We start from the raw sequence: 20,708 nt of genomic DNA, 5'->3' as shown, positions 1-20,708 counted from the left end.
CATGCCGGTTTCCACGGTGATGGGCACCACGGCGCCGTTCTCGGCGATGTCGGGGGCCTGGATGCTGATATCGCCGGCGGACATGGAGTCGGAGCCCAGGGCGTTCTTGATGGCGTCAGAGACGGAACGGGGACCGAAGGCGGATTCGGGCCATGCGGCCAGGACGGTACGGGGGGCGAGCATGCCCGCGCCCACGGCGACGCCCACGGCGCTGGCGGCCAGGGTGCCCTTCAGAAATACACGACGCTTGCTGTTCATGTTTGGACTCCAGACTGAAATGGATTTTTGGGTAGTGACCTTCCTGATGGTCTGAAACCGGCGGGACGACCGGGCTGCGAGGAGGTGCGGGCGATGGACCGCTGACGCTCGGCCGGCCTGTTTGCCAGGGGTTTCAACGCCTTGCTGAGCGGTGCCGCGCGGGCGGGTCGATGCAAGGCGACGGTTAAGGGTACCCATTTCGCCGGGCATGGCAAGACCTGGCGGATATATTAGATGTTGCTGAATTTCTAGTGTTTTAACCCGCATGTCTCACCACCGTTCGTAGGGAGGGCGTCGAGATGCCGCTGTGACGGGGCGCGCGGAGCGGAAGACGGCGCCGGCGTAGCCGACACTACGTCAAGCCGGCTGAAGTGAGCACGCCCCGTCACAGCGAGCAGATCGGCGGCCGCAGTAGAAGGGTGGTGAGATATGCGGGTTAAGGGGCGGGAGGGGGTTGTCAGCGGATCCAGGTGCGCACGATGTCGCGCTTGCTGCGTATCCGCTCTTCCACGAAGGGGGTCAGGTCCGGGGCCTGAAGGGCCAGCTCCAGCTGGTGCAGGGATTCGCCGTACTGGCCCAGATAGAAGTAGTACTCGGCCATGGTCTCCTGGCTTACGGCCCGCTGCCCGGCCTGGTCGGCGGCCCGGGCCTTGAGGTGCAGCAGGCCGGGTTCCTCGCGGCCCTCGTTGAGCAGGCTGTCGATCACCGTGATGGCCCTGAGGGGTTCGCCGGTCAGCAGCAGGGCATCGGCGTAGTGATGCACCACGGGCAGGTGGCGTGGATAGAGATCGTTGAGCCGGGCGAGGATCCTCACGGCTTCATCAGGGCGGTTGTCCCGCTGGGCGATCTCCGCCTGCAGCAGGTTGAGGGCCACCCGGGGGATCTGTTCGTCATTCAGGCCATCCAGGGCCCGGACAGCGCCCTGGGTGTCGCCACGGGCGAGCAGGGCGGTGGCGTAGCCGTAGCGGCTCACCGGGTCGTCCCGGTCGCGCCCGCGGGTGTGTTCGGCGATCGTCTGGCCGGGATCCTGGCGGGCGTTGATCCGGGCCTGGATCACGCGGAATTCCAGGGAATCTTCCCGGTAGCCATCCCTGGGGTATTGCTCCGCGCGGGACTGGCTGTCACTCAGGCGGTTGGCGGTCACCGGGTGGGTACGCAGGAATTCGGGCACGCTGTCCGGGTTGGCGCGGCTCAGCATCATCATGCGCTCGAAGAAGCCGGGCATGGCGCGGGGGTCGTACTCCGCCGCGGCCAGGATGGCGATGCCGATGCGGTCGGCCTCCTGTTCGTTGGCCCGGGTGTGGTTGATGCGCGCCTGGGTGCCGGCGGCCAGACCGCCGATGATGGCCGCCTGTCCCACGTTGGGGTCGTAGGCGGAGGCGATGATGCCCGCCAGCACCGCCAGCCCCGTGGCCAGGTCGATGCGCGAACTGCCCGCGTACATGCGTGCCAGGTGGCGCTGGGTCACGTGGGCGATTTCGTGGGCGATGACCGCCGCCACCTCCGCCTCGTTGCGTGCGGCGGTGATCAGGCCGGTGTTCAGCCCGATGATGCCCCCGGGCATGGCGAAGGCGTTGATGCGCGGATCGTCCACCACCAGGAAGCTGAAATAGGGATGTGCGTCGGGGGTGCTTGAGACCAGCCGCTGGCCCAGGGACTGCACGTAGCTGTTGATCAGCGGGTCATGGTCCAGTGGCAGGGTGCGGCGTACCTCGCGCAACAGGGTGCGGCCCAGTTGCTGCTCCTGGCCGGGGGAGATCAGTGCGGAGGAGGGGTCGCCCATCTCCGGCAGGTTCAGTTCGGCCTGTGCGGGCCATGACAGCCAGACCAGCGCCAGGATGAGCAGCGAGAGGAGGGCGGGCGGGCGTCGGGTAATTGTCATCGAGACGGGAAGGCCGATCCCTGGCCAGCCGGTTCGTCCGGCAAGTGGGTTACTTGCCCAGGCCCGGAGCGGAGGAGTAGGCCATCATGGTGTCACGGGTGGCCCAGACCTTCGGGTTGAGCACGGCCTCGGGCAGCATGAAGCGCTTCTTGTCCTGCACGGGGATGGTCTTGACGATCTTGGTGATGTTCTCGTAGGGGATCTTGAACAGCATGCCGGTCTGGTTGCCGCTGGTGCGCCGGGCGATCATGAAGTCGTCGTACAGACGGTATACATAGATGTTGGCCGGACGCAGCTTGCCGCTCTCATCCTTCAGGGTGATCGTGTACTGGGTGTCGACGGAAAAATTGCTCTTATCCAAGGCTTCACTCTCCATAAAGCAGTTGAAGTCGGTGCGCGAAAGCGCCGGAACCTTACCACGCCAGACACCGACAGATAAGACCGTGGCGCGGAGAATCCGTTCCACGGTCGGGGTCCTCGAATACCTGATGCCTAGACTCGGAGGCCTGGGGCCAAGTAGAATATTTAAATATTATTATGGTGCTGCGCCCAACGCCAGATTTTATGGGCCAGATTTTATGGGCGAGCCCCGGCCGGACAGTGCCGGGCCCTGTGATATCTGAGGAGGTCACATGTACGGCTTCAAGGAAATCGATACCGCCACGCTGCGTCAGTGGCAGGACACCGGCCACGGCTTCCGTTTGCTGGACGTGCGCACCCCGGCGGAGACCGCCCGGGGCGTGATCCCCGGCGCCGAGGCCTTGCCCCTGCATCTGCTGCCCCTGCGGGTGCAGGAGCTAGGTGGCGATACGCCTCTGGTCATCTATTGCCAGAGCGGCGCCCGCTCGGCCCAGGCCTGTGCTTTCCTGGCCCAGCACGGGCTGGATGAGGTCTACAATCTGCGTGGCGGCATCATGGGGTGGGCCGGATCCGGACTGCCCCTGGCAAACCTGGATGAAGCCCCTGCAATGGCTGTCGGAATAAGCTAAGCTGGTACATCCATAAAAATTTTTGAGTGGTTTGGGGGCGTCATGGACCTGTAGTTTGATGGCCCCTGAATATAAGAATATAAGCTTTGCCTTGTGTGCCGAGTGAAGAAGTCCCAATAATTAACCTTAAAGACTAAGGAGATTGGAAACATGGCTAATTTCGATCAGGAACTCGATGCCTCCGGCCTGAACTGCCCCCTGCCGATTCTGCGCGCCAAGAAGGCCCTGGCCTCCCTGAGCAGCGGCCAGGTGCTGCACATCATCGCCACCGATCCGGGCGCTGTGAAGGACTTCGAGGCCTTCGCCAAGCAGACCGGCAACGAGCTGATGGAGCACCGTGAGGAAGGCGGCAAGTTCTACTTCCTGATGAAGAAGGGCTGATCCGCTAGGATTCTTCTTCAGGGCCGTCCGGTCTGGCCCTCGACCCGAAAGAGGGCAGGCCGGATGGACCTTTCAGGCACCAGGCAAGTGTGCTTCTCCGGGTCCCCGGAGTGGCTTGAAGATACCCGATCGAACTTAATAACGACGGCGCGACTGTGGGCAATAGTCCGGGTCCGAATTCCTGATCTATACTCGTCGAAACCCAAAAGTTGACTTAAATACTGGGGTTTTAAACGAGCACTGATTTCTGCCAGCGAGGTGTGAAAATGGCAACTTATGCCGAGATGCAGCAGATCTATGATGACATTCGTGGCGACTTCCGTTACGACCACGAATTGAATGGCTGCCTGAACTGTGGGATCTGCACCGCAACGTGCCCCTCAGCTCAGTTCTACGACTACTCCCCCCGTGAGATCGTGCAGCTGCTGTGGACCGAGAACGTCGAGCAGATCTATGACGCCATGCAGGAAAAGATCTGGGCCTGTGCCCAGTGCATGACCTGTGCGGCCCGTTGCCCCTTCAAGAACTCCCCTGGTGGCCTGGTCGCCATCATGCGCGAGGTGGCCATCAAGCACGAGATGCAGTCCGCCAAGGACGTGCTGCGTCCCTTCGGCCGCGTGATGCTCAAGCTGATCACCACCGGCAACCAGCTCTCCCCCGACATGATCCAGCCGGACCACTTCCCGGACTGGGGTCCGAACATCCAGAAGGTGGAAGGCGATCTGCGCATCCTGCGCAAGGCCATCCCCGTGAAGACCCTGCAGACCGTGGAAACGGCCTGGGAAGTGTCCCTGAAGACCTCCGTGGAGATGTACACCATCTGGGAAATGACCGGTGTGCTGAAGTCCCTGGAGCTGATGGACGAGAACCTCTTCGACGTGATCGAGGACTTCATCGACGAGAAGCGTGAAGACTACGAGGACTGGCTCGAAGAGCAGGAAGAAGACGACGACGATTGAGTCGTTGCCTGACCTGACACTTTGTTCGGCTGAAACATCCGAGCGTACGAGGAGAACCGAATATGAAACCGACAGACCAGACCCCTGGCAACCACAACACCTCCGGTGAGGGTGCCGGCGCCGGCGCCATGAAGCCCGGCTTCCACAACACCGACGGTCAGGGCATCGCCGGTCACGGATCCTTCTTCCAGGCCACCGACCTGTCCAAGGAAGATGCCGTGCGCGCCACCGACTGGGTGCGCAAGCACGTCGACCGCCGCACCGTCGATCTGGGCGACCGCATGGACGACATCCGCGAGCACATGTACGAGCTCGAGAAGGATGGCCAGATCATCATCCACCGCATCGGCGACCAGCATGAGCCGCAGTCGGTGAAGACCCTGTTCGGCTGGGACAAGAAGGTCCCCACCAAGCAGCTGTGGCACCACAAGTCCTGCGGCCAGTGCGGCAACATCCCCGGTTACCCCACCTCCCTGCTGTGGTTCATGAACAAGTTCGGCTTCGTGCCCGGCAAGGATTACCTGGACGAGACCGACCAGACCTCCTGCACCGCCTGGAACTACCACGGTTCCGGTATCGGCAACGTGGAGTCCCTGGCCGCGGTGTTCCTGCGTAACTTCCACCAGGCCTACGTGTCCGGCAAGCAGCACGGCTTCGAGCTGGGTCACTTCTACCCGCTGATCCACTGCGGCACCTCCTTCGGCAACTACAAGGAGATCCGTAAGTACCTGGTGGAATCCGCCGAGCTGCGCGAGAAGGTCACCAAGATCCTGGGCAAGCTGGGTCGCCTGGTCGACGGCAAGCTGGTCATCCCCGAAGAGCTGATCCACTACTCCGAGTGGGTGCACGTGATGCGCAACCGCATCGCCTCCGAGCTGCAGACCATCGACGTCTCCCACATCCGTGCCACCGCCCACGTGGCCTGCCATTACTACAAGATGGTGCACGAGGATGCGGTGTACGATCCCACCGTTCTGGGCGGCAACCGTACCGCGATCATCACCTCCACCGCCCAGGCCCTGGGCGCCCAGGTGATCGATTACTCCACCTGGTACGATTGCTGCGGCTTCGGCTTCCGCCACATCATCTCCGAGCGTGAGTTCACCCGCTCCTTCACCATGGACCGCAAGATCCGCGTGGCCCGCGAAGAGGCCAATGCGGACGTGATGCTGGCCAACGACACCGGCTGCGTCACCACCATGGACAAGAACCAGTGGATCGGCAAGGCCCACGACCAGAACTTCTCCATTCCGATCATGGCCGAAGTTCAGTTCGCGGCGCTCGCCTGCGGTGCAGATCCGTTCAAGATCGTTCAGCTTCAGTGGCATGCCTCGCCCTGCGAGGATCTGGTCGAGAAGATGGGCATCTCCTGGGATCAGGCCAAGAAGAACTTCCAGGATTACCTCAAGGAAGTTGAGGCCGGCAATATCGAGTATCTCTACAATCCCGAACTTGCATATGGGGGTAAGGCGTAATGCAGGACACAGTACTGGTCGTCGGCGCGGGCCCTGCCGGGCTTTCCGCTGCCGCTAACGTTACCGCTGCCGGCTACAAGGCCGTGGTCGTCGAGAAGGAAGAAGTGCTGGGCGGCGCGCCCATCCTCTCCGGCTACGCCAAGCTGGTCCCCTCCGGTGAATGGGCCAAGGATGCCATCGGTCGCATGGTGAGCCGCGTTGAGCAGGACGGCAACATCACCGTGTACAAGAGCACCAAGGTGACCCAGCTGGACGGCGAGGCGGGCAACTTCACCGCCACCCTGAGCAACGGCGAGAAGGTCAGCGCCGGTGCCGTGGTGTTGGCCACCGGCTTCACCCACTTCGACTCCATCAACAAGCCCGAGTGGGGCTTCGGCACCTATGAAGACGTGCTGACCACCACCCAGATGGAGCAGATGGTCGCCTCCGGCAAGATCGCCTGCCCCTCCGACGGCCGTGTGCCCGAGCGCGTGGCGATCCTGCTGTGCGTGGGTTCCCGTGACCGTCAGATCGGCCGCGAGTGGTGCTCCAAGATCTGCTGCACCGTGTCCGCGAACCTGGCCATGGAGATCAAGGAGATCTCTCCCGAGACCGACGTGTTCATCTACTACATGGACATCCGCACCTTCGGTCTCTACGAGGACAAGTTCTATTGGAAGTCCCAGGAAGAGTTCAAGACCAAGTTCGTCAAGGCCCGTATTGCCGAAGTGACCGCCTCGGGTGACGGTCGTCTGCTGGTGAAGGGTGAGGACACCCTGGTCAAGCGCCCGATCATCATCCCGTTCGACATCGTGGTGCACGCCATCGGCATGGACCCGAACGAGGACAACCCGGAGATCTCGCGCATCTTCGGCGTGGGCCTGGAGAAGCACGGCTTCATCGAGCGCGCCGAGCACTACACCAACACCTGCGGCACCACCCGCAAGGGCATCTACTCCTGTGGTGCCACCTATGGGCCGGAGACCATCGACGACTCCATCTCCCAGGGTGCCGCCGCCGGTGCGCGTGCCGTCGCGGACCTGCATGCTCTGGTTCGGAAAGCAGGCTAAGGGTCAGAAGACCGGCGGCGGCGACGAGATCGCCGCCGCCGATCTCGAGATCACGCTCGACAAGGAGATTGCCTCGAGCAAGTTCCGCACGTTGCTGGAACAGATCGAGGAGCGCGGCACCACCATCGAATTCTTCTTGGAGGCGCTGCGTTCGAAACACGAGTTGTTCGCCAGGGTGCTGCCGGCGGAAAAGCCGCAGTACCTGAGCCGGGATGACGTGATGCTGTTGCTGGCGGTGATCTTCCCCGCCCGCCGCAAGCTGGAATCCCACCTGGCGTCCCTGGATGATGCCGCCCTGTCCGATGCCGTGCTGGCACTGGTCTATGGCGAAGGTCGTCTCGAAGAGCGCATCAACGCGTTCTGCGAGCTGATTCCGGAGACGGACAAGAAGGCCCGTCGCGCCATCTGGGATCTGGCGGCAGAGTTGCTGCATTTCAGGGACCCGGAGCGCGTGCCCCTGATGACCCGCTGGGTCTGGGACACGCGCACCATGACCGGCGCCGTGCGCGAATTTATTCGCGGCAACGACACCCTGAGGGAGATCCCGATGGGTACGCGCCCCGAGGATTTCCAGGGCGTGCGCGCTTGGTTCGCCGAGCGGCTGTCCGAGGATGGCCTGTATCGCGATCTGCCGTACCTGGTGGATCTGTTGCAGGGACAGGCCTATGCGGATTACGTCAAGGCGGTGTCCATGGGCGTGGGCATGGTGAATGCAGAACTGGGTGCCAAGCAGGACCCGCTCGAGTTTCTGGTCAAGTTGTTGGGTATCGAGGAAAGGCCTGCCAGGAAGGCCGGAGCAGACGAGAAAACACTTCACTAGGCCTGAGGGCCGGTAGGTAGAGTTTCGGAGAGAACCATGGCTATTCATGAAAAATCGCTGATCGAGCCGGAACGCCTTCTCAACCACGAATCCCTCGTGGTGGATGGCGTCGACGTTTCGGGTCACTGGAACACGATGATCGCGCCGCGCACGATCAGGGATTACGACGACGATTTCGAGGCAAAGATCCAGAAGCTGGGTGGCGGCGAGAACGTGCACCGCTGCTGGCAGTGCGGTTCCTGCACCAACTCCTGCACCATGTATGCGCAGAACGTGCAGTTCAACCCGCGTTACTGGATCTACCTGACCCGTCTGGGTCTGAAGGAAGAGATCATCAAGGACAAGGACATCGTCTGGCAGTGCGTCTCGTGCAACAAGTGCACCAACATCTGCCCCAAGGACGTGCGTCCCGAAGGCGTGATGAAGGCCCTGGCCCACTGGATGGAAGAGGAAGGCATCACCGAGAAGACCCCGTCTTCCATCTTCGATGAAGAGTTCGCCGATCAGATCTACAAGACCGGCCGCATCGAGGACAGCCGTGTGATGCAGAACTTCTTCAAGAAGACCGGCCAGCCCCTGATCCAGGACTGGCTCAAGGTGTTCGTGCTGCGCATGATGAAAGGTCTGCCGATCTCCCACCTGATCAAGATGGGCTGGAACACCGTGCACACGCCGCGCACCAAGTCCTGGGGCAAGACCGGTGAAGTGCTCAAGGCCTACGTGCAGGAACAGAAGGAGGCCGCTCATGGCTAAGGTTGCTTATTATCCCGGGTGCGCGCTGGAAGGCTCCGGCGGCCCCTACGACAAGTCCACCCGCGTGCTGGTCAAGGCGCTGGGCCTGGAAATGGAAAACCTGCGCGACTACAACTGCTGTGGCGCCATGGAGGTGAAGAACATCCACCCCATGCTGCAGACCTACCTGTCTGCCCGCAACCTGGCCATCGCCAGCGAGCAGATGGGTCTGGACGCGGTGATGGCCCCCTGCAACGGTTGCTACCACAACCTGAAGAAGGCCGAGTACGAGACCGCCACCTCCGCCAAGGCCATGCAGACCGTGCAGGACCTGGCCCGCAAGGCCGATGATCCGGTCTACAACGGCGACGTGCGTACCCTGCACCTGCTCGAGTGGCTGATGGAAGAGCTTGGCCCCGAGGGCATCAAGCAGAAGATCACCAAGAGCCTGAACGGCATCAAGGTAGCCAACTACTACGGCTGCATGTACACCCGTCCGCGTCAGATCTTCCCCGAGAAGGATCAGGGTCCCGGTTCCGAGTCCAGCTACAAGCCGCACTTCATGGACGACCTGCTGGGTGCCGCCGGTGCCGTGAACGTGGACTTCCCGCTCAAGACCGCCTGCTGCGGTGGTGCCCACACCCTGTCCGACTCCGACACATCCACCCAGCTGGTGCTGAACATCCTGCAGGCCGCCGAGGATTCCGGCGCCGAGGTGATCGCCACCGAATGCCCCACCTGCCACTCCGGTCTGGAGATGCACCAGGTGCGTGCCGAGGTGGAGTTCGGCATCAAGACCGGCGTGAAGGTGCTGTACTTTACCCAGCTGCTGGGCCTGGCCATGGGCCTGTCCCCGCGCAAGCTGGGCATTCAGGACAACGTCAGTGATTCCATTGGCTTCCTGAAGGAGAAGGGCGTCATCTGACGCCTGGCGCACAACGGGGGCGGGCAACCGCCCCCGTTGCTGTTTGTAGAGACTATAAGAATCGACAGGCATTCGCCGAGGGCTGGCGGGTGAGTCCCTGACACTGACCGAAGCGAGTTCCATGGACTGCAACGGCTGCGAATTCCATCCCGAACTGTTCTACGACGACGAATACCAGATCTGGGTCCGGCGTGAGGACGACGGCACCCTGACCGTGGGCATGACCGACCTGTCCCAGACCATCGCCGGCAAGATCCTGCACGTGCGTGTGCGCAGGCCCGGCACCCGTCGCCCCCCCGGCAAGCCGGTGGCTACCATCGAGAGCGGCAAGTGGGCCGGTCCGATCCCCAATTTCATCGATTGCGTGATCATCGAGGGCAACCCCGAGGTGCTGGAGAATCCGGTGCTGCTCAATTCCGACCCGTACAACGCCTGGGTGGCGCGGGTAGAGGCCACCGACGGCGCCGACAAGGCCCTGGAGACTTTCGTCACCGGTGACGAGGCCCACAAAGGCTACTGCGCCCGCGCCCAGCGCGACGACATCCATTGTCAGCGCACGCTTCGCTAAGCAGACATGTCCCAAGACGACTATTATCTGGATAACGACGAAAAGACCGTGGTCTTCCTCATGACCAGCGGTCCCAGCACGCCGCATCGCTGCGCGACGCCGTTCTATCTGGGTTCCATCCTTGCCTCCATGGACGTGGAGGTGCACATCTTCTTCACCATGGAGGGCGTCAGGCTCATGGAGAAGGGGGTGGCCGAGAACATGGTGGCCATGGAAGGGGGCAAGAAGATCATTGATTTCATTCGGGATGCCAAGCGGGCAGGGGTGATCCTGCACGTTTGCCAGCCCGCTTTGCCGGGGTATAAAATCGACGAGTCGGCCGACATCATCGAGGAGGCTGATCACGTCTCGAGGGCCAGCGTGCTGGCTGACCTCATCCTGAGGTGCGATAAGCTGATTACCTTTTAACCGGGCGGGTCCCTACGGACCGGCTCTTTTTTGTTTCATCCACAAGAGTACTGGAGGAAAGCATGGGCGCAGTACGGGGTTGTAATATTCCTGAAGACCTGATGTACAGCATCGACAACAACGTGTGGGTGCGTAAGGAGAGCGATGGTACCGCGACCGTGGGCCTGACCTCCTACGCCGGCTCCCTGGCGGGCCAGATCGTGTCCTACACCCCCAAGAAGGTGGGCAAGGAAGTGAAGAAGGACAAGTCCTGCGCCACCGTGGAATCCGGCAAGTGGGTGGGTCCGGCCAAGACCCCCGTGACCGGCGAAATCGTTGCCATCAACGATGCCGTTGCCGCCAAGCCTGGCCTGATCAACGAAGATCCCTACGGCGAAGGCTGGCTGGTGAAGATCAAGCCCACCGACTGGGACGGCGAGTCCGGCGATCTGAAGACCGGCGCTGACGCGCTGGCCGCCTTCGAAGCCAAGATGGATGCCGACGGTTTCGGCGGCTGCTGATCGGCCTTGATGTGATGTTCAAGGCCGTCTCCGCCCCGGGTGGAGACGGCCTTTTCGAATGACCGAAGAATTCTGATGTGGGGTGTCGGTAATGTCCAACTGGTACGACCTGGTCCAGCATGTGGAACCTCTGGAGGATCTGCCTCTGGATCGTGACCTGGTGCAGTCCCTGGAGTCCGACTGGGCGAGCCTGGCTGGGCGCGACATCCCGCCCGTGCATTTCTACACACCCACCTTCAAGTCCTATCAGACCTCCGAACTGAAGGACTGCGGCAAGAGCGCCTGGCCCGCGGTGTCCATCACCGGCGGCGACTGCAAACTGCAGTGCGACCACTGCAAGGCCAAGATCCTGGAGCCCATGATCCCGGCGCGCACGCCCGAGGATCTGTGGCGCGTGGTCAACGGCATCATCGAGGACGGTGCCCAGGGCATGCTGCTCACCGGCGGCTCCAACCACCGCAACGAAGTGGAGTACGACAACTACTATTCCACCATCCGGCGCATCAAGGATGAGTTCCCGGATTTCCGCATTGCCATGCACACGGCCCTGGTGGACGACAACATCGCCCTGTCCATGGAACAGGCGGGCATCGACGCCGCCATGATGGATGTGATCGGCTCCCAGGACACCATCACCCAGGTCTACCACCTGCGCCGCAGCGTGGATGACTTCGAGGCGACCCTGGAAAGCCTGGTGAAGACCAACATGAAGGTGGTCCCCCACATCGTCATCGGCCTGCACTACGGCCGCCTGCTGGGCGAGTGGAATGCGCTGGAGATGATCCAGCGCCACCTGCCCGACGCGGTGGTGCTGGTGGTGGTGATGCCTTTCTACGCGCCGGAGAGCCGTCCCTTCGTGACCCCGGACACCGAGGCCGTGGGCCGCTTCTTCATGGATGCCCGCAAGGCCCTCCCGGAGACGCCGCTGCTGCTCGGCTGCGCCCGTCCGCCGGGCCAGGCCAAGCTGCAGATCGACACCTACGCGGTGATGGCCGGCCTGAACGGCATCGCCCATCCCTCCGACGGCGTGGTGGAACTGGCCGCGCGCCTTGAGCGTCGCATCCGCGTCACGCCCGCCTGCTGCTCCATTGCCGTGGGCGACGAGGTGATGGCCGTGGAAGGCGCCAACTCCGGTATCGAACTGGACCTCAATACCATTTTGGCGGAAGAGAAGAAGCGCCGCGAACTGGCCCGGGTGTCCGCCTCGGGGCTGGGCGGTATCCGCGTGGTGAGCCAGGTGGGTGCGGGTATGGCGGCCTCCGGCGGTTGCTGCGGGGCCTGATGCCATGAGAGACGCCAAGACACTCCGGGTACTGGACACGGGCCTGCGCCGCGCCGCCGAGAACATGGCGCTCAACCGCGCCCTGCTGGAATCCCATCAGGCCGGCACCTCGCCCCACACCCTGCGCTTCCTGCGCTTCACCCCCAGCGCCCTGCTGGGCTTCCACCAGGACGTGGAGCAGGAACTGCGCACCGACTACTGCGCCGAGCACGGCATCGACATCCAGCGCCGTATCACCGGCGGCGGCGCCATCTATTTCGATGAGACCCAGATCGGCTGGGAGCTGTATCTCGATAAGGCCTTCCTGGGCACCGCCGACATGGGCGCCATCGCCCGGAAGATCTGCGAGGCGGCCGCCGAGGGCATCAGCGCCCTGGGTGTGGACGCCCGCTACCGCCCGCGCAACGATATCGAGGTGGACGGGCGCAAGATCTCCGGCACCGGCGGCGCCTTCGACGGCGACTCCATCATGTACCAGGGCACGCTGCTCATCGACTTCGACGTGGAGCGCATGCTGCGGGTGCTGCGCATCCCTGCGGAGAAGCTCTCCGACAAGGCCATCGAATCGGCCCGCGACCGGGTGGCGAATCTGAAGGACCTGCTGGGCGGCAACATGCCCAGCTTTGACGAGGTGCAGAAACGCCTGGCCGAATCCTTCGCGAGGGCCTTCGACGTGAAGCTCGAATGGGCCGACGCCATGAACGCGGCGGAGGAGGGGGCCTTCCAGGAGGCCCTGGCCGAGATCGACACCCCCGAGTGGATCTACCAGCACAACCGTCCCGCCACGGACGCCACGATGCGCGAGGCCATCACCCGTTCCCAGGGCGGCACCATGCGCGTGGGCGTGGCCGTGGACCCGGCCCGCAACCAGCTCAAGCAGTTGTGGATCACCGGTGATTTCTTCGTCAAGCCCCAGCGCCTGGTGGTGGACCTGGAGGGTGCGCTGCGCAACACCCCCATCGAGGCGCTTGAGGCCAACGTGAAGGCCTTCTTCGAGGCCCATCCCGCCGAGATGCTGATGCTGACCCCCGAGGACTTCGTCACCGCCATCCGCGCCGCGCTTGACGCCGAAGAGGCCAGGGCCTGAGATGAACGCCGGGGTGGACAGCATCAAGTCCGTGGACGTGCTGGTGGTGGGCCTGGGCCCCGGTGGCGCCAGCGCCGCCCGCACCGCCGCCGCGGCCGGACTGAGCGTGCTGGCCGTGGAGCGCAACAAGGTGCTGGGTGAGCCGGTGCAGTGCGCCGAGTTCATCCCCACCCCCATGGGCGGCTATGCCAAGGCCGAGAAGGTGCTGCTGCAGCGCATCACCGGCATGAAGAGCATCCTGCCCTCGGGCACGGTGCATGAATCCGAGTTTCCCGGGCTCATGATCAACCGGGCCGAGTTCGACCGGGCCATCGCACGGGAGGCCGAGCGCCTGGGCGCCGAGCTCTGGACCCGCTCGCCCCTGGTGGCCCTGGACGCCGACGCCCACATCGCCACCGTGCGCCGCGAGGACGCCGAGGTGAAGCTGCGCTACAAGGTGCTGATCGCCGCCGACGGCCCCCATTCCCCGGTGGCCGCGCAGCTGGGCCTCACACCCCTGGAAGTGGTGCAGACCCGCCAGTACACCGTGCCCCTGCTCAAGCCCTACGCGGACACGGATATCTGGCTGTCCGACGACTATCCCGGCGGTTACGCCTGGCTGTTCCCCAAGGGCGAACTGGCCAACCTGGGCCTGGGTGCCGACCGGCGCTGGGAGGACAACCTGAAGGAACCCCTGGATCGTCTGCACCGCCAGCTGGTGGAGGCGGGCCTGCTGGGCGAGGAGATCCTCTACCGCACCGGCGGGGCCATTCCGGTCGGTGGTCTGCGAGAACACCTGGTGGTGGGCGACGTGCTGTTCGTGGGTGATGCGGCGGGTCTGACCCATCCCATCACCGGCGCCGGCATCGCCGCCGGCGTGGTCTCCGGCGAGCTGGCCGGCAAGGCCGCCGCGGCCTGGCTCGAAGGCGACGAGGACGCCTTCGAGGACTACGAGGAAGACGTGCGCGACCAGTTCGAGACCGCCGTGAGCCGCGCCGTGGAGCGCCGCCATGAGCTGGCGCAGGTCTGGCGCACCCGGGCGGCCAACGAGGACGCCACCCAGCGCAAGGGCTGGATCGCATTCAATGAATATTTCGAGAGCGCTGCGGTTCAATAGCCTCGAGACCCAGCGGGGCGGCGTTCGAGGGTTTGGTTCGCGTTGGCGGCTGTGTGCCGGCGCGGCGAGAGTCAGGCGGCAGGATACAAGCGGGTCGGGGTTTTAACTTGTATCTTGCCTCTTGAAACGTGTATCTGATCTTTCCTGGAGGTTCTTATGAGTGCCAGTGCCGAGTCCATGGTCTCTCCGGTGACATTCTACCGGCCCGACTATCACATCAAGACCCCGGAGATGCGTTCCCCGGACTACGTGCAGATGTCCACCGCCGCGGCCATCACCCTGGGCCTGGTGCCCGGCACCATGCACCGCACCGCCTGCACCCACTGCCTGAACCTGCTGGTGACCTACCCGGAAGGCTGCCGTGCCAACTGCAGCTACTGCGGTCTCGCCCGTCACCGTGAAGAGGCCCGCGACTACGCGGACCGCAACTTCATCCGCGTGGACTGGCCCACCGCCCGCTACGACGACGTCATCGAGCGCGTGAAGAACAACGCCGACAAGGGCCAGTTCGAGCGCATGTGCATCTCCATGATCACCCACCCCAACTCCGACCACGACACCGTGGTGCTGCTGGAGAAGTGGGTGAAGGAAGTCCCGCACATCCCCGTGTCCATCCTCTCCAACCCCACCACCATGAGCTACGAGGACCTGAAGAACCTGCGCGACAAGGGCGCGGACATCTTCACCGTGGCCCTGGATGCGGTCACCCCCGAGATCTTCGAGCGCACCCGCGGCAAGACCGTGGACAGCCCGCACCGCTGGGACAAGTACTGGCAGGCCATCGAGTGGGCCGCCGAGATCTTCGGCCCCGAGAAGTTCGGCGCGCACCTGATCTGCGGCATGGGCGAGACCGAGCAGGAGATCCTGGCCGTCTGCCAGAAGATCCGCGACATGGGCGGTCACAACCACATGTTCGCCTTCTTCCCGGAGCAGGGTTCCCTGATGGAAGACTGGAACCCCGTGCCCCGCGACCAGTGGCGCCGCGTGCAGCTGGCCCGCTTCATCATCGACTATGCCGGTGGCCGTATCGATGACATGAAGTTCAACGAGCAGGGTCAGGTGGTCGACTTCGGTCTGGACGAGAAGGAACTGAACGACCTGATCAGCTCCGGCAAGCCCTTCCAGACCTCCGGTTGCCCCGGCAAGTCCGACGAGGAGGTCTCCGCCTGCAACCGCCCCTACGGCGATTCCAGCCCCACGGACATCCTGAGCTTCCCGTTTGCGCTCAACGGCAAGGACGTGGAGTTCGTGCGCCGCCAGATGGACGGCGAGAAGGTGGGCACCTTCGATCACGACGCCGACAACTGAGTCGGTTTTCGATCTGCTGCCAAACAGAAAACCCCGCGTGAGCGGGGTTTTCTGTGTCGGGTGGCTGTAGTCAGGCCTGCACAGCCGTTCCCTCAATGAATCCGACTGCCCGGTCTCTGTGAGACCAGGTGCAGGCCCGCGTGTGTTCCTTCGGACACTCGCTTGAAGCACCAGGATAACCATAACAACAACCCGATCAACATAAGATGATCAACCGGGGCCATGCCCCAATCTCAGTGGAGGAATGCAATGTATCAGTCCATCCGGCGCTCCGGCGTCTTCATCTGCCTGGCCTCCGGCCTCGCCGCCACGGGCGTCGCCCAGGCCACCAACGGCTACCAGCTCATCGGTATCGGTGCCTACCAGAAGAGCCTCGGTGGCGCGGTGACCGCCAATCCCGGCTCCGCCATGACCGCCATCACCAACCCCGCTGGCATGGCACGCATCGGCAAGCGCGCGGACTTCTCCATGGAGGCCTTCATGCCGGAGCGCTCTGTGGATTTCACCGCCACGGGCGGCGAGACCGGCAAGAGCTCCGTGGATCTGTACGGGATCCCGGCCATCGGCTGGACCGCGCCGGTAAACGGGCGCGATGACCTGTGGTTCGGCGGCGGCATGTACGGCACATCGGGTATGGGTGTGGACTACGCGCAAACCGAGGTCATGCCCGATCTGTCATTCGACGGTTACAGCAACGTCATGCTGTGGCAGATGGCCCCGACCCTGGCCTGGCAGGTGGACGATCGCCTGACCCTCGGCGCCTCGCTCAACATCAATTACCAGTCCGTGGCGTTCAAGCAGCGCTTCATCGATGACCAGGGTGATGTGGTGAACAATTTTGACCTGTCACGCTCTTCCAGTGCCTTTGGCATTGGGGCGTCCTTCGGCCTGCTGTTCGATGTGAACGACCGGCTCACCCTGGGCGCCGCCTACAAGAGCAAGCAGGTGTTCGGGGATCACGAGTACAACCTGGCCCAGGGCGATATTGGTGAAACTGATGGCTCCGGCGTTTATCAGGGTCTGCCCGCCGGCACCTACAAGCTGGGCCTGGATTTTCCCCAGCAGCTTGCCCTGGGTCTTGCCTACCGCGCCATACCGGCCGTGACCGTCTCCGCTGACGTGAAGTGGATCAACTGGTCCGACACCATGGACAAGCTGGCCGTGACCGGTCCCGGCGGAATCTCCGTGCCCATGGATCCGGGCTGGGACGACCAGACCGTCTACGCCCTGGGCGTGGACTGGGCCGTGAACAACCGCCTCAACCTGCGGGCCGGTTTCAACTACGGCAAGTCCCCCATCGGCAACGAGGACGTCAGCCGCAACCTGATCCTGCCGGCCGTGGTGGAGACCCACTACACACTGGGTGCCGGCTATAACATGGACGGCAACTGGGAACTGGCCTTCCACTACATGTACGTGCCCGAGAAGACCTTCCAGGCGCCCGGTGACGATCCCTTGCTGCCCGGCAGCAAGATCTCCCTGTCAGAGCAGTCCTTCGGTGTGAACCTGGGCTATCGCTTCTGATCCCAGGAGCATGTCTTGCGGCCAGGGATGGCCACTCAAGCCCCGCCCCTCGGCGGGGCTTTCTTTTGGGCTCCGTAGGAGGCCCGACCCCGGGCCGAACAGCCCTGATCCCGGTTATCCGCTTGCGCCGAAAGGTGGAAGGCGGAGCCTGCAATGGCTTGCATGCGGCGTTGTCACTGCGCTCATCGCGTCTCGGTGAATCAGTTAAAGGCAGCGTCGTTCGACACTGGCAGCGCATGAAATCCACGCTGGGGCATGTTCGCGGCGGGGTCGCCGCTCAGTGACTTTGCCGCTTCGGTTATCTGATGTGAGCCAAGGACGCGGCCCCGTCGGTTAGTGCAAATCTGGCTGCCGTTGACTGAAACAGTCACAAAAGATTGCATCATCGGGTGTTCAAGGAGACCTGAACGCCAATCCCCAGGGGGCTGGCGTGGCGATCCGCGTTGTTGCGCCCTGGCTTGTGACACAGGAAAAGCCCGGAAGATGCCAATGCGTCAGCGCATTAATGTTGAGAAATGGAGGCAAGCAAACCGTGATTCTGCGATTCAAGGACGTGAACTTGGGGCAGTCTCGCCAGACTTCGCGCTTCGTCAACGATCAGTGAGAGATCCTGAAAATTTGGAGATTAGAAAATATTAATAATCAGTATAGCTAACATACATATTACTGATCGTATATTAATTTTTATGTTTGGACCCTGGGAACGAATTCTCCGATGCTCACTCTCGGCCATAAAAACAACAACAAAGGCTGGGTTGTGCACCTGTCTCACTTAATCAATAAGACACGCATTAAGCGTGTGATCGGAGGAGGATTTCATGCGTAAGGTTGTCAGACAGTCGACTGTCTTGTTTGCCGTTGCCGCCGGGCTGGGCGTTGCAGGGGTGGCCAACGCCACCAACGGTTACTTCTCTCACGGCTACGGCACCACCAGCAAGGGTCTGGCGGGTGCGGGCGTGGCCTTGTCTCAGGATTCTCTGGCGGCCGCCACCAACCCGGCAGGCATGGTGAATGTCGGTGATCGGATCGATCTGGGTGCTGCCTTGTTCTCGCCGCATCGAAAGTACACCACTACGGGTGGGCCGAGTGAGTTTTGTGATGGACCGAACTGTTCCTTTAGTATTGGGCCTCAGTCTATCAGTAGCGATAACAACTATTTCTTGGTTCCTCATTTCGGCTGGAACAAGATGCTGGATGACCGGAGCAGCATCGGCATCTCAATCTATGGCAACGGTGGCATGAACACCGAGTATAAGGGTGGAAACGCCACCTTCTTCTTCCCTGCGTCGATGGGTGGCCCAGATGCGTTCGTCAGTCCGGAAGGTACCTATGGTGGCGGCACCGCCGGCGTGGATCTGATGCAGCTGTTTATCGCTCCGACCTATGCTCGCAAGTTCAACGACACCGCTTCCTGGGGTGTGACTCCCATTATTGCCTACCAGCGGTTTAAGGCTACTGGACTTGGCACTTTTGCCCCTAACAGTAGTGATTTTACTAATTTGTCCGACCGTGGTTATGACAGCTCCTGGGGATTCGGTGTCCGTCTTGGCGTTCAGGGTGAGGTCGCGCCTGGTGTACGTCTGGGCGCCTCCTACCAATCCAAGATCTTTGCCGAAGAATTTGACAAGTACAAAGGCCTATTCGCCGAACAGGGCGACTTCGATATTCCGGCCAACATGACTGTCGGTCTGGCTTGGGATGTGTCCCCGACTTCGACCCTGTTGTTCGATATCCAGCACATCTGGTATAGCGACGTTAAGTCTATCGCTAACCCGCTGATGCCTAATCTGATGCAGGCACAACTGGGTGATGATGGTGGTGCCGGCTTCGGCTGGAAGGACATGACCATCGCCAAGATCGGTTATCAGTGGCAGACCAGCCCAGACATGACCTGGCGTCTTGGCTACAGCTACGGTAAGCAGCCTATCCGTGACTCCGAAGTGCTGTTCAACATCCTGGCTCCTGCGGTTATCGAGCATCACCTGACGGCTGGCTTCACACGCCAGATGGGGCCCAACAACGAGCTGAACTTCGCGGCCATGTATGCGCCGACCAAGAAGGTGAGCGGCCCCAACCCGCTTGATCCGGCTCAGACCATTGAAATCGAGATGTATCAGTTCGATCTGGAACTGAGCTACGCCTGGAAGTTCTAGGCACGTCGCAGCAACGGGGCCCGCGTGGCCCCGTTGTTTCGTTTGGTCCGGCAGTCGCAACTTCAGAGGGGGCGCCTGCCGGTATCCCGACCGCATGACCCGCGAGGTGTCTGAATCATGAAGCATTCCCGTATTCCGTTTTCCTGGCTCATCCGGGCCGCCTGTGTCTGGATGTTGCTGTCCTTCTCCCTTGTTCATGCCCAGGATGGCGAGAACCTCAAGCCCTTCGTGCTGGGCGGGGTCTATGAGGGACCCATCTCGGCGCATCTGGACAATACCCGCACTGCCCTGGAAGGGCAGGGTTTCCGCATCGTGGGTGAGCATCAACCCTACGACGGTGCCCATATCCTGATCGTCACCAGCGACGAACTGCTGCAGGTGGCCGCAGCCAGCGAGCGGGGCGGTTACATCGCGCCGCTGCGGGTGTCACTCACCGAGGTGAGCGGCAACACCCAGGTGGCCTATGTGAATCCGCTGTATCTGCGCCACGCTTACCGGCTCAATGGCGAACTGTTCCAGGTCTCCGCCCGTCTGGCGGGCGCCCTGGGCCAGCGTGAGTTCTTCGGTTCCGAGGAAGGCCTGCCGCCGGATCAGCTGCAGCGCTACAACTACACCTTCGGCATGGAATACTTCACCGACCCCTATCGCCTGGCCAGCTACCGCAGCCACGCCGATGCGGTGGCTGCGGTGGAGCGCGGCCTGGCAACCAATGCCGGTGGTGTGTCCAAGGTCTACCGCCTGGATATCCCCGGCACCCAGATGACGGTGTTCGGCGTCTCCATGAGCCAGGCCCGGGGTGGCGCCAGCATACACATGGATGATGCCCACCAGATGTCCGTGGTGGATTTCCAGGGCATCAAGTCCACTGCCTACCTGCCTTACGAGATCCTGGTGATCGGCGGCGACGTGGAGGCCTTGCACATGCGCTTCCGCATGGCGGTGCATTTCCCTGACCTGAGGATGATGGGCGCCAACAGCTTCATGCGCCTGCGCCGTTCTCCCAATGCCATCGGCGAGGCCCTGACCAAGGCAGCAGGTGGCGAGGTCCAGCGTTTCTGATTGATCGGGCGCATACCGGCCCATTGGACCCCGGCCTTGGCCGGGGTTTTTTTTGCCCGCATGCGCCATGGCTTTGCAAAGCGTGTTCTCTCACGGAGACACGGGGGCACGGAGAAACGAGACATTTACCCCTGTGACGCCGTGTCTCCGTGAGAGAAATGGTTTGCACCCTTGATCACGCTGGTTCGCGACGGGGTCGTCGCTCCTACGGGGTGGGCTTGACCCTGCTGCGGATAACGTTTTCTTCGACGGT

At 62.5% G+C, this 20,708-nt stretch carries 21 protein-coding genes; 18 read left to right on the top strand and 3 right to left on the bottom strand.

Features of this window, described 5'->3' with window-relative positions; all coding sequences use genetic code 11:
- The 3 genes from D580_RS0103285 to D580_RS0103275 all read right to left on the bottom strand — a co-directional run.
- The coding region (locus tag D580_RS0103285) for a thiosulfate oxidation carrier protein SoxY (RefSeq protein WP_018953011.1) at window positions 1–258 on the bottom strand (258 nt) is incomplete at its 3' end.
- A gap of 457 nt (window positions 259–715) precedes the next feature.
- Complete coding sequence (locus D580_RS0103280; RefSeq protein WP_018953010.1) at window positions 716–2,140, bottom strand: M48 family metalloprotease; 1,425 nt, start codon at window positions 2,138–2,140, stop codon at window positions 716–718.
- A 49-nt stretch (window positions 2,141–2,189) separates the two neighbouring features.
- Window positions 2,190–2,501 (bottom strand): hypothetical protein, encoded by a 312-nt coding sequence (locus tag D580_RS0103275; protein ID WP_018953009.1) that lies wholly within the window; start codon window positions 2,499–2,501, stop codon window positions 2,190–2,192.
- A 271-nt stretch (window positions 2,502–2,772) separates the two neighbouring features.
- On the opposite strand from D580_RS0103275, the gene D580_RS0103270 reads away from it, so the two are divergent.
- The 18 genes from D580_RS0103270 to D580_RS0103180 all read left to right on the top strand — a co-directional run bounded on the left by D580_RS0103270 (window position 2,773) and on the right by D580_RS0103180 (window position 20,455).
- Window positions 2,773–3,129 carry a rhodanese-like domain-containing protein gene (locus D580_RS0103270; protein WP_018953008.1) on the top strand — a complete coding sequence of 119 codons (357 nt, stop codon included), beginning with the start codon at window positions 2,773–2,775 and terminating at the stop codon, window positions 3,127–3,129.
- A gap of 150 nt (window positions 3,130–3,279) precedes the next feature.
- Window positions 3,280–3,510, top strand: coding sequence for a sulfurtransferase TusA family protein (locus tag D580_RS0103265; protein ID WP_012638775.1), 231 nt, complete (start codon window positions 3,280–3,282; stop codon window positions 3,508–3,510).
- Window positions 3,511–3,794: 284 nt separating this feature from the next.
- Complete coding sequence (locus D580_RS0103260; protein ID WP_018953007.1) at window positions 3,795–4,469, top strand: 4Fe-4S dicluster domain-containing protein; 675 nt, start codon at window positions 3,795–3,797, stop codon at window positions 4,467–4,469.
- A 62-nt stretch (window positions 4,470–4,531) separates the two neighbouring features.
- Window positions 4,532–5,944 (top strand): heterodisulfide reductase-related iron-sulfur binding cluster, encoded by a 1,413-nt coding sequence (locus D580_RS0103255; RefSeq protein WP_018953006.1) that lies wholly within the window; start codon window positions 4,532–4,534, stop codon window positions 5,942–5,944.
- Window positions 5,944–6,993: a CoB--CoM heterodisulfide reductase iron-sulfur subunit A family protein gene (locus D580_RS0103250; RefSeq protein ID WP_018953005.1), complete on the top strand. Its 1,050-nt coding sequence runs from the start codon at window positions 5,944–5,946 to the stop codon at window positions 6,991–6,993. Before D580_RS0103255 ends, D580_RS0103250 begins: the two co-directional genes overlap by 1 nt.
- Complete coding sequence (locus D580_RS0103245) at window positions 6,968–7,813, top strand: hypothetical protein (protein ID WP_018953004.1); 846 nt, start codon at window positions 6,968–6,970, stop codon at window positions 7,811–7,813. Before D580_RS0103250 ends, D580_RS0103245 begins: the two co-directional genes overlap by 26 nt.
- Before the next feature lie 36 nt (window positions 7,814–7,849).
- The gene (locus D580_RS0103240; RefSeq protein ID WP_012638770.1) at window positions 7,850–8,566 is read left to right on the top strand and encodes a 4Fe-4S dicluster domain-containing protein; all 717 of its coding nucleotides are present in this window, start codon (window positions 7,850–7,852) and stop codon (window positions 8,564–8,566) included.
- Complete coding sequence (locus D580_RS0103235) at window positions 8,559–9,470, top strand: CoB--CoM heterodisulfide reductase iron-sulfur subunit B family protein (RefSeq protein WP_018953003.1); 912 nt, start codon at window positions 8,559–8,561, stop codon at window positions 9,468–9,470. The genes D580_RS0103240 and D580_RS0103235 overlap by 8 nt, the downstream gene beginning before the upstream one ends.
- Before the next feature lie 121 nt (window positions 9,471–9,591).
- The gene (locus D580_RS0103230) at window positions 9,592–10,038 is read left to right on the top strand and encodes a glycine cleavage system protein H (RefSeq protein WP_018953002.1); all 447 of its coding nucleotides are present in this window, start codon (window positions 9,592–9,594) and stop codon (window positions 10,036–10,038) included.
- Window positions 10,039–10,044: 6 nt separating this feature from the next.
- Window positions 10,045–10,446: a DsrE family protein gene (locus D580_RS0103225; protein ID WP_018953001.1), complete on the top strand. Its 402-nt coding sequence runs from the start codon at window positions 10,045–10,047 to the stop codon at window positions 10,444–10,446.
- Window positions 10,447–10,508: 62 nt separating this feature from the next.
- Window positions 10,509–10,946 carry a glycine cleavage system protein H gene (locus tag D580_RS0103220; RefSeq protein ID WP_081617228.1) on the top strand — a complete coding sequence of 146 codons (438 nt, stop codon included), beginning with the start codon at window positions 10,509–10,511 and terminating at the stop codon, window positions 10,944–10,946.
- 91 nt (window positions 10,947–11,037) lie between these two features.
- Entirely contained in the window at window positions 11,038–12,228 is a 1,191-nt protein-coding gene (locus D580_RS0103215; RefSeq protein ID WP_018952999.1) for a radical SAM protein, read from the top strand.
- Between the two features lie 4 nt (window positions 12,229–12,232).
- Window positions 12,233–13,315: a lipoate--protein ligase family protein gene (locus tag D580_RS0103210; protein WP_018952998.1), complete on the top strand. Its 1,083-nt coding sequence runs from the start codon at window positions 12,233–12,235 to the stop codon at window positions 13,313–13,315.
- Window position 13,316: 1 nt separating this feature from the next.
- Entirely contained in the window at window positions 13,317–14,411 is a 1,095-nt protein-coding gene (locus D580_RS0103205) for an NAD(P)/FAD-dependent oxidoreductase (protein WP_018952997.1), read from the top strand.
- 156 nt (window positions 14,412–14,567) lie between these two features.
- Window positions 14,568–15,719, top strand: coding sequence for a radical SAM protein (locus tag D580_RS0103200; protein WP_018952996.1), 1,152 nt, complete (start codon window positions 14,568–14,570; stop codon window positions 15,717–15,719).
- 249 nt (window positions 15,720–15,968) lie between these two features.
- Window positions 15,969–17,243 (top strand): OmpP1/FadL family transporter, encoded by a 1,275-nt coding sequence (locus D580_RS0103195; RefSeq protein ID WP_018952995.1) that lies wholly within the window; start codon window positions 15,969–15,971, stop codon window positions 17,241–17,243.
- An 818-nt stretch (window positions 17,244–18,061) separates the two neighbouring features.
- A complete protein-coding gene (locus D580_RS0103185; protein ID WP_018952994.1) occupies window positions 18,062–19,396 on the top strand; it encodes an OmpP1/FadL family transporter in 1,335 nt (444 codons plus the stop codon).
- A gap of 117 nt (window positions 19,397–19,513) precedes the next feature.
- Entirely contained in the window at window positions 19,514–20,455 is a 942-nt protein-coding gene (locus D580_RS0103180) for a hypothetical protein (RefSeq protein ID WP_018952993.1), read from the top strand.
- Window positions 20,456–20,708: the final 253 nt, after the last annotated feature.

Source organism: Thioalkalivibrio sulfidiphilus (genome assembly GCF_000377945.1).
Taxonomy (GTDB): domain Bacteria; phylum Pseudomonadota; class Gammaproteobacteria; order Ectothiorhodospirales; family Ectothiorhodospiraceae; genus Thioalkalivibrio_A; species Thioalkalivibrio_A sulfidiphilus_A.
Note: the sequence above shows the minus strand (reverse complement) of the source record. Positions and strands in the feature narration are given on the sequence as shown.

Coding starts and splice junctions, on each gene's coding strand:
- D580_RS0103235 (WP_018953003.1), top strand. CDS start 8,559: ATGGCTAAGGTTGCTTATTATCCCGGGTGCGCGCTGGAAGGCTCCGGC.
- D580_RS0103225 (WP_018953001.1), top strand. CDS start 10,045: ATGTCCCAAGACGACTATTATCTGGATAACGACGAAAAGACCGTGGTC.
- D580_RS0103270 (WP_018953008.1), top strand. CDS start 2,773: ATGTACGGCTTCAAGGAAATCGATACCGCCACGCTGCGTCAGTGGCAG.
- D580_RS0103250 (WP_018953005.1), top strand. CDS start 5,944: ATGCAGGACACAGTACTGGTCGTCGGCGCGGGCCCTGCCGGGCTTTCC.
- D580_RS0103210 (WP_018952998.1), top strand. CDS start 12,233: ATGAGAGACGCCAAGACACTCCGGGTACTGGACACGGGCCTGCGCCGC.
- D580_RS0103180 (WP_018952993.1), top strand. CDS start 19,514: ATGAAGCATTCCCGTATTCCGTTTTCCTGGCTCATCCGGGCCGCCTGT.
- D580_RS0103245 (WP_018953004.1), top strand. CDS start 6,968: ATGCTCTGGTTCGGAAAGCAGGCTAAGGGTCAGAAGACCGGCGGCGGC.
- D580_RS0103260 (WP_018953007.1), top strand. CDS start 3,795: ATGCAGCAGATCTATGATGACATTCGTGGCGACTTCCGTTACGACCAC.
- D580_RS0103215 (WP_018952999.1), top strand. CDS start 11,038: ATGTCCAACTGGTACGACCTGGTCCAGCATGTGGAACCTCTGGAGGAT.
- D580_RS0103195 (WP_018952995.1), top strand. CDS start 15,969: ATGTATCAGTCCATCCGGCGCTCCGGCGTCTTCATCTGCCTGGCCTCC.
- D580_RS0103200 (WP_018952996.1), top strand. CDS start 14,568: ATGAGTGCCAGTGCCGAGTCCATGGTCTCTCCGGTGACATTCTACCGG.
- D580_RS0103280 (WP_018953010.1), bottom strand. CDS start 2,140: ATGACAATTACCCGACGCCCGCCCGCCCTCCTCTCGCTGCTCATCCTG.
- D580_RS0103185 (WP_018952994.1), top strand. CDS start 18,062: ATGCGTAAGGTTGTCAGACAGTCGACTGTCTTGTTTGCCGTTGCCGCC.
- D580_RS0103220 (WP_081617228.1), top strand. CDS start 10,509: ATGGGCGCAGTACGGGGTTGTAATATTCCTGAAGACCTGATGTACAGC.
- D580_RS0103265 (WP_012638775.1), top strand. CDS start 3,280: ATGGCTAATTTCGATCAGGAACTCGATGCCTCCGGCCTGAACTGCCCC.
- D580_RS0103240 (WP_012638770.1), top strand. CDS start 7,850: ATGGCTATTCATGAAAAATCGCTGATCGAGCCGGAACGCCTTCTCAAC.
- D580_RS0103255 (WP_018953006.1), top strand. CDS start 4,532: ATGAAACCGACAGACCAGACCCCTGGCAACCACAACACCTCCGGTGAG.
- D580_RS0103205 (WP_018952997.1), top strand. CDS start 13,317: ATGAACGCCGGGGTGGACAGCATCAAGTCCGTGGACGTGCTGGTGGTG.
- D580_RS0103230 (WP_018953002.1), top strand. CDS start 9,592: ATGGACTGCAACGGCTGCGAATTCCATCCCGAACTGTTCTACGACGAC.